This is a genomic window from Acidobacteriota bacterium, from assembly GCA_020349885.1.
Classification (GTDB): Bacteria; Acidobacteriota.
Genome location: CP070701.1, coordinates 2,033,555 through 2,040,612, shown reverse-complemented (window position 1 = coordinate 2,040,612; position 7,058 = coordinate 2,033,555). Strand labels below are relative to the sequence as shown.

General features: G+C 58.6%; 7 protein-coding genes. All 7 read right to left on the bottom strand.

From position 1 onward, the window contains the following. Window positions 1–593: 593 nt before the first annotated feature. The 7 genes from nrfD to JSV08_08635 all read right to left on the bottom strand — a co-directional run bounded on the left by nrfD (window position 594) and on the right by JSV08_08635 (window position 7,057). Window positions 594–1,751 (bottom strand): polysulfide reductase NrfD, encoded by a 1,158-nt coding sequence (gene nrfD, locus JSV08_08665; GenBank protein ID UCF81872.1) that lies wholly within the window; start codon window positions 1,749–1,751, stop codon window positions 594–596. 65 nt (window positions 1,752–1,816) lie between these two features. Next, window positions 1,817–2,734, bottom strand: coding sequence for a 4Fe-4S dicluster domain-containing protein (locus JSV08_08660; GenBank protein UCF80564.1), 918 nt, complete (start codon window positions 2,732–2,734; stop codon window positions 1,817–1,819). Between the two features lie 9 nt (window positions 2,735–2,743). After that, window positions 2,744–3,214, bottom strand: a complete 471-nt coding sequence (locus JSV08_08655; GenBank protein ID UCF80563.1) for a cytochrome c3 family protein — start codon at window positions 3,212–3,214, stop codon at window positions 2,744–2,746. Next, entirely contained in the window at window positions 3,211–3,936 is a 726-nt protein-coding gene (locus tag JSV08_08650) for a hypothetical protein (GenBank protein UCF80562.1), read from the bottom strand. The genes JSV08_08655 and JSV08_08650 overlap by 4 nt, the downstream gene beginning before the upstream one ends. Before the next feature lie 16 nt (window positions 3,937–3,952). Then, window positions 3,953–4,636 carry a hypothetical protein gene (locus JSV08_08645; GenBank protein UCF80561.1) on the bottom strand — a complete coding sequence of 228 codons (684 nt, stop codon included), beginning with the start codon at window positions 4,634–4,636 and terminating at the stop codon, window positions 3,953–3,955. 496 nt (window positions 4,637–5,132) lie between these two features. Further along, window positions 5,133–5,714, bottom strand: coding sequence for a hypothetical protein (locus tag JSV08_08640; GenBank protein UCF80560.1), 582 nt, complete (start codon window positions 5,712–5,714; stop codon window positions 5,133–5,135). Then, on the bottom strand, window positions 5,711–7,057 hold the full coding sequence (locus JSV08_08635) for a sigma-54-dependent Fis family transcriptional regulator (GenBank protein UCF80559.1): 1,347 nt from the start codon (window positions 7,055–7,057) through the stop codon (window positions 5,711–5,713). Before JSV08_08635 ends, JSV08_08640 begins: the two co-directional genes overlap by 4 nt. Window position 7,058 lies beyond the last annotated feature (1 nt).

Below are 7,058 nucleotides of genomic sequence, written 5' to 3'. Positions count from 1 at the left end.
CACGGGACAAGTCCGGCACATGCGGCAACCCGTCTTCGCTAGAAGCTTCGACGTGGCAAGCTCCGGCAATCCCGACGGTAGTCGGGATAAAAAGCGGCAATCCCGCCGCTTCGCACGGGACAAGCTCCGGCAAAAGCGGCAAATCCGGCAAGTCGGCCAAAGTGCTTGAAGAATCGCGCTGGCGGCATAGTGTTCAGAAGTGATGACCCAATTCCCAGATGACCCAATTTCCAAATGTACAAGGATTCGGTCATTCGGTCATGAGCCGCAGGCGAAGGGCCGAGGGGGCATCCCCCCTCCCCCCTTATCAATTTACAAAACGAACCTACGAAGTGCTTGAAAATAAAGGATTTTTAAATTGCCTCTAGGAACGAAGCCACTAAGTCGCATGAATAAAGGATTTTTTAAAAACTCGAACGAAGCCACTAAGTCGCGTGGATAAAGGATTTATTGAGTATGGAGTATCGCGTATATCGTATTTACTCTTTCCGGGGCCGCCGAAAAAAAGACGGCTTCGCCCCGCCCTTTCCTTGGGGCGGGGTTGCCGTCAGAGTCCCGGGGCCGGTTTCCGGTCTTTTTGTGAAGGTGCCCCCTTAGTGCGGCTCGTAGTGCGGATGGTTCCAGAGGATCGGCATGCGGTTCACGATCGCGCGGAACGTCAGGAGTCCCACCGTAACGATCGTGATGGAGATGGCGTACTCCATCCAGTGTGGGTAGTACTTGTCCGCAACGTTCCAGTTGAATGCGATGATGGAGACGTTGAGGCGGTTGAGCACGATGCCGACGATGGCGATGACGCTCGCGAAGCGCGTGAGGCCGGGGTTGTTCGCCCGCGTCGCCGCGGCGAACAGCACGCAGGGCAGGAGCACGAAACCCAGAACCTCGAGGAGATACCACGCTCCCCACTTCGTGGCCAGCAGGTGCCACCGGTTGTCGTGCGCCAGGCCGATTACCTTGAGACAGAAGTAGCTGACGAGGGCGAGCGCCGCGGCCCTGCCCAGCCCCACCGTGAGTCGGTCGAATTTCTCGTGGCTGACGTGCGAGACCTGGTCGTTGAAAATCCGGTGCGAGAGCATGCTCTCGAAAATGAGCATACATATCCCGGCCGCGATGGCTGAGACGAAGAAGAACACCGGCATAAACGAGGAGTACCACAGGGGATGGACTTTGGTTGGTGCAAGCAGAAAAAGCGCCCCGAGGGCCGACTGGTGGAGCGTCGAGAGAATGGCGCCGAAGATGACCGCCCCGATGGTGAGCCCCACAATCCAGCGGCGGACTCTTCGCAGCCCGAGCCATTCCCAGATCGCGGGACACCACTCGATGAACTGGACCGACAGGTAGAGCGCCACGTGCCACGCTATCAGGAACATGACGGACGTGACGCCGAACGAAACAACCATCGGATAGGGAAGCCGCCACGGCCGGCCCAGGTCGAAGCAGAGCCCTATTACGGCGAAGAAGTATCCCAGGAACCCCGTGAGCACGGCGGGCCGCACGAGCATGTGGTACTCCCTGCGGCCGAAGAGGTACACCGCCGAGCCGATGACGAATCCGCCCGCGGCGAGGGCCACTCCGCACAGCATGTCGAAACCAATCCAGAGTCCCCACGGATTGGTGTCCGAAAGGTTCGTGGTGGCGGCTAGGCCCCGGGTGAAGCGTAGGAATGTGATGGGGAGGCCGACGAGAACGATGAGTCCCGCCACGAGGTTAAACGGCGTTAGAAGGCTACGCAAGTACTCGCTTAGGGGCATCCCCATCAGAAGCTTGTCGATTAGGAAGTCCTGGAACGTAGTAGGAGGAGAATACGAATGGTTGCTCATACGTTTGTTGCTCCTTTGTCGCCCGAAGGCGTGTCGGTGTCTTTACCGCGCTTGGTGAGAATGTAGAATCCGCCGAGAAGCGCGGGCCAGAGCACAAGAACGAGGGGCACCGCGGAGAGGAAACCTCTCGTCAGCAGGCCGTAGGGCGCATCTTGAATATTCTCGGGCAAATCGAGATTTTCGAACTCAGCACCCGCCAGGTAGAGGCAGCCCGTTCCACCGGCCTCGTGCTCTCCGTAGATGTGGTCCACGTAGCGCTCCGGGTAGGCCTGAATGCGCTGCCTGGCTATCTTGAGCAGGTCTTCGCGCCTGCCGAACTGGATGGCGCCCGTGGGACATGCCTCCGCGCAGGCGGTGGAGAGGCCTTCCTTGATGCGCTCGTAGCACAGCGTGCACTTCGTGACCTCCGGCGTGTAGGCGTTGTCGTACTCGTAGGCGGGAACCCCGAACGGGCAGGCCACCATGCAATAGCGGCACCCGATGCACACGTCGGGGTTGTAGAGGACGGCGCCTTCCGGCGTCTTCTTGAAGGCGCCCACGAAACACGCGGAAGCACAGGCCGGCTCCTGGCAGTGCATGCACTGGATTTTCCGGAAAACCGGCGCGTTTTCGGACTCCTGGTCTTCGTACCGGTTGACGACCGTGTACGTCGCGGAATCGGTGCGCCTTTTCTCTTCGAAGACGCTCCCGTCGTCAAAGGGAACAGCGGGAGGGGGCAGCTCGTTGACTTTGTTGCACGCGGCTTCGCAGCTGCGGCATCCGATGCACCTCGTGGTGTCTATCAACAGCCCGAGGGCGTCGGGATAGCCGGTGAATTTTTGGTGCGCCAGAACGTCGCCGGCCGACGCCGCGACCGTCGCCATTCCCGCGGCCGCCGCGCTTTTCCCAAGAAACTCTCTTCGCGATATTTTCATACGACCTCCTTACTCATTCTTGTCCGACGGCTCTTCCGAAGGGGCCGAACGCTTTGCGCCTTCGGCATGGCACGCCGCAGTGCAGTCCTTATTGCCGCTTCCCGGCTCGTAGTGGCAGGAAAGGCATTGGCGATGGTAGGCGCCTTTTAGCAACGAAACGTCCACGGTTCGCTCGGGCAAGGCCGTGACGTGGCAGCTCCCGCAGGAAGGAGTCTCGGCTGCCGCCGCGCTGCTCTGGAGATGGCAGTCCTTGCAGGCGATGGTGAGGCCGCTTTCCTTGCCGTGGTGATGACAGTCGCCGCACTCCGAGATTTCAGCGTGCAGCGTGTGGGGGAATTCGACTACATCGTAGGGGCCTTCGATGTCGTCGAGAAGAACAGTTTCAGGCAAGTCGGATGTTGCGTTCTTCTCGGCGGTGAGAGCGAACGTGAACAGCGCGGCCCCTACCGATACTGCAATTATTAAATGCTTCACTTTCATTTGGGAGACTCCTTTGGGGAAAATTCCAAGAATTCTTTTTGAAACTTTTCCCATCCTTTGTCGTCGATCTGGTCGAGAACGCGTTCCATGATTTCACCGCCGTCCTGGAGGGCCACTTGAGACGGTTGAAGCGTGCTGCCGAGGGAAGTGACCAGAAAGTCCCGCAGGCGCTCAGCCTCGCGGCGCAGCCACGTTTTCGCATCCTCCGCGATTTTCATGGGACGCAACGCCGCAGCCATGGAGGCGGGCTTGACCCTTAACACCCATCCCTCACGGTAGGCGTCGTCACGAACGGTTTCGGGAGCGTCGAGAACCTTGGGATTGACCGCCTCGATCTTGCCGTCGAAGGGCATGCGAAGGCTGAGTTCCCGCTTCCCCGATCGGAGCGTGAAGGCGGTGTCCCCCCGTCGCGCCGTGGAGGAGACCGGAGGCACAATGGCGTCCACCCGGCCCAGAATCTTCCCCAACAGGTCGTCCAGGCCCACATCCAGCGTTCCGTCCTCGTTCGGGCGGAGCCACGTGTGCCCGTCGGTTAGGAACACGTTTTCGGGTAAGCGCAAATTGGCAGGCGCGAATGCGAACAGCCGTTCGCGGACCGTTGCTCTGACTCTGGGTGTAGCGTTGAGCACGCGCCAGAAAATGGCGAAGAGCACGAGAAAGCTCGCCGCGACGAGATATTCCGTGCCCTTCGTTAAGGTGAGAAATTCCTGAAGTGTGTGCAAGGCAGCTTCTCCTTTCTTAGTAGTCTTCTAGAAATTCTTTCTGAAAAGCTTCCCATCCCTCGGCGCCCATTTGCAGAAACGCCTCGGGAAGTATAAGGCCGCCGTCCGTGAGCGCAGGAGCGGCTGAAGTGCCGTTCATCTGCCGGGAGAGAAAGTCACGCAGCCGTATAATCTCCTCCCGCATCCACTCCTTTGCGTCTTCGGCGAGACGAAGGACCTTGAGCGTCGAAGCGAGTCGAACAGCCCTGATTCTCATGAGCCAGCCGCTCCTGTAGGTGTCCAGCGCAATCAGGGAAGGGTTTCTGAGCACCTTGTGGTTGACCTCGAGCACGTGTCCCTCGAAGGGCGCAAAGAAATCCAATTTCTTGCTTTCGCCCACATGCAGCGAGAAGATGGGCTTGCCGCGACAGAGGCGCACGTTCTTTGCGAGCGTCTCGATTTTCTTCACGCCCGCGACCAGTTTCGCGGTGAAATCATCCACGCCCAAAGAGATGTCTCCGTTTTGTTCCAGGCGGGCCCAGATGTGCCCCCTTCCCAGAAACACTCCATCCGGCACGTGCACGTCGCTTACGCCAAACGGCATATTCGGATCGCTCCCGACGACGCGCTCTTCGGAAGCTGCGTGCACCGCCGAGCGGCGGTAGTAATGATCCCACAGGATGAACGCGACGAACGTCAGAACGACGAGTGCTACGACCATTTCTGCACCTCCTTTAGATTGGCGTTATGCGCGATTTTTTTTAAGCTACCGGCCAGGATCGCGACGGCAAACGTGAGAACGACGAGTGTTACGACCATTTCTGCACCTCGTCCAGGTCGGGTTTGTGCGCGATCCTTTTGTGGTTGCTTGCCAAAACGGCAACGGCGAACGTGAAGACAACTAATGCTACGGCCATGGTGATTACCTCCTCGTAAAGGGTTTTGTTTTGCTCTCTGAAACTTTTTCGTACAACATTGTTTCGTTACCTCGCCCTTAAGACTGCAAATGCTATGCCAATGTGCGCCAACCCGCACACGGTGTGCCTGTAACTATCGGAAAATAAAAGGTATTTTAAAGGGAATCGTGAAAACTAGGCGGGAGAGAGCAGCGTGACGAATTGTTGTAGTTCTCAACACCTACTCAAGCAGATTCAGAATCCCCCTCTGTACGAGCGTTGCGGGAAAAACCAACAGTAGTGGTATTTTTCGACAGTCCGCTATTCAGGCCCTGCGGCAGAAAGATTTATCTCGTCTATGCGCTCCTGGCATCGTGAGCAGAATGCAGTCGGAAGGATGTCGAGTTCCTCGACATATGTTGAACCTCGAAGGATGCAGGACGATTCCTGGCAATGAGGCAGGCCCATGGCATGGCCGAGCTCGTGGACGCACTCCTTTAGGACGCGTGAGTAGAAGAGGGCGTCGTCCGCGGGCAAGCCGTATAATTCCGGCTTTAGACGATGGGTCGACACGAGTGCCGTTTTTCCACCGAGGAACGCCTGCCCGAAGACGAACGTGAGAACTGAGAGTCCCAGATCCAACGTCGTAAGCCCAATGGTTTTCGTGCTTGCGCCGCCGGGAGTTGTTCTTCCCGACATTTGTTCCTCCAGCCAGTGCAGGAACTGGAGCGAGTCGTAGTTTCCGCGCTTTACGTCGAACGTGTGGTAGGCGTCGAACGCCAGGCGGTCGGTCGTCCATTCCCAGCCGTTCATGACGGCCGTAATGTCCTCACCCAATTCGTCCAACGACACCGGGATGGGCTCCGGCGAGACTTCGACGAGCACGATCCTTGGCCTCGTCACTTTTCCAGGCCGTATTTCTGGATCTTCTTGTAAAGCGTTGTACGGTCAATGCCGAGGACGCGCGCGGCGCGAGAGACGTTTCCTCTCATGTCTTTCAGCACTTTGCCGATGTGCTGTTTCTCGACGTTGTCGAGGGAATGTCCCGATGCACCGCCGTTTGGGGCCTCGGAAAGATTCCACGAAATAGGCCCCGGCTGTATGGTGTCTCCGGTCGTAAGCACGAGCGCATGCTCGATCGTGTTTTCAAGCTCGCGTACGTTTCCCGGCCAATTGTGCTGCATAAGGAGCTCAAGAGCGGCGGGCGAGATTTTCACCGGCGGCCGTTTCATGCGGCTCGCGTGCTTTTGAATGAAGTGGTCCACCAGGAGGGGAATGTCCGAGAGGCGATCACGAAGCGGAGGGACATTAATCTCGAACACGTGGATGCGGTAGAACAGGTCCTGGCGGAAGCGCTCGGCTTTCACGTCGTCGGCAAGGTTGCGGTTGGTGGCACAGAGCAGCCGAAAGTTCACGGGTATGGCGCGCTCGCTTCCGATGCGCTGAATTTGCTTGTCCTCAAGTACGCGCAAGAGGTCTATCTGCGTTTTCGAGCTAATGTCGCCGATTTCGTCGAGAAGGAGCGTGCCGCCCTCGGCGAGTTCGATTTTCCCCTTCCGGCGGTACTGGGCGCCCGTGAAGGCCCCCTTCTCGTGACCGAAAAGCTCGCTTTCGAGAAGGCTCTCGGGAAGCGACCCGCAGGACACCGGCACCAGCGGGAAGTAGCGGCGTGGGCTCGCCGCGTGAATGGCGCGTACCACGAGCTCCTTGCCGGTGCCGCTCTCCCCCTGGATGAGCACGCTGGTGTCCGTGGGGGCGACGCGCTCGATAAGGGTGAGCATCTCGCGAAAGGGAGGGCTTTCGCCGACCATCACCGACGGCGGCGAGAGGGCCTCGACGTGTTCCCGCAGCTTGACGTTCTCGCGGGCCAGCTGGCGCCCGCGCAGCGCGTTTCGTACGGTGTGGCTGAATTCGTCCGGATCGAAAGGCTTCGTGATGTAGTCGAACGCTCCCTCTTTGAGGGCCTGAACGGCGGTCTCAACCGTTGCGTAGGCCGTAATCATGATGATGGAGAGGTTTGGATCGATCGCTTTAATGCGCTTCTGCAGCTCCATGCCGTCCATGCCGGGCATCTTGATATCGAGGAGCACGAGATCGTAGCCGCGCTCCTGGAGCTTCCGGAGAGCGCTCTTGGCGTCCTCGGCGCTGTCCACGAGGTACCCTTCGAGCCCGAACCAGTGACTGAGGGAATCCCGCACCGAGTGTTCGTCATCCACGATGAGGAGTCGAAAATCTTTGTTTTCCATC